This is a genomic window from Psychrobacter sp. 4Dc (genome assembly GCF_002836715.1).
Taxonomy (GTDB): domain Bacteria; phylum Pseudomonadota; class Gammaproteobacteria; order Pseudomonadales; family Moraxellaceae; genus Psychrobacter.
Window position 1 is genome coordinate 1 of the sequence record NZ_PJAT01000051.1, and the last position, 406, is coordinate 406.

Below are 406 nucleotides of genomic sequence, written 5' to 3' on the forward strand. Positions count from 1 at the left end.
ACCCCACTCTCAACTTCGAAAGTGATTGAAAAAAGAAGAGCACCTCACTAATCTATTGTTTTCGACCAAGAATACAATGGAGTTGTGAGATGCCCATAGACGAATTTATCATCAATATCTATTTAATGGTAGAGCAATATTACAAAATAGTCGTCACCAAACCCTTGCGAAGTGCAGGTTACGCGCCAAAGCTAAGTGATCCTGAGGTTATTTGCATGGAGATGGTCGGTGAATTTTTACACCTAGATCAAGACAAACAAATTTGGCAATACTTTACCCAGCATTGGCAAGACTGGTTTCCAGCCATCGGCTCATACCCTAACTTCGCAAAGCACTGCGCCAATCTGTGGCAAGTCAAACAGCAGATACAAGATAACGTCAGTCAAATTGAAGGCCGTGACAACAT

1 pseudogene is annotated in these 406 nt (G+C 41.9%); it reads left to right on the forward strand.

The annotated features are described in order from the left end of the window. Window positions 1–89: 89 nt before the first annotated feature. A pseudogene (locus tag CXF61_RS02775) lies at window positions 90–406 on the forward strand (IS982 family transposase); the annotation flags it as partial.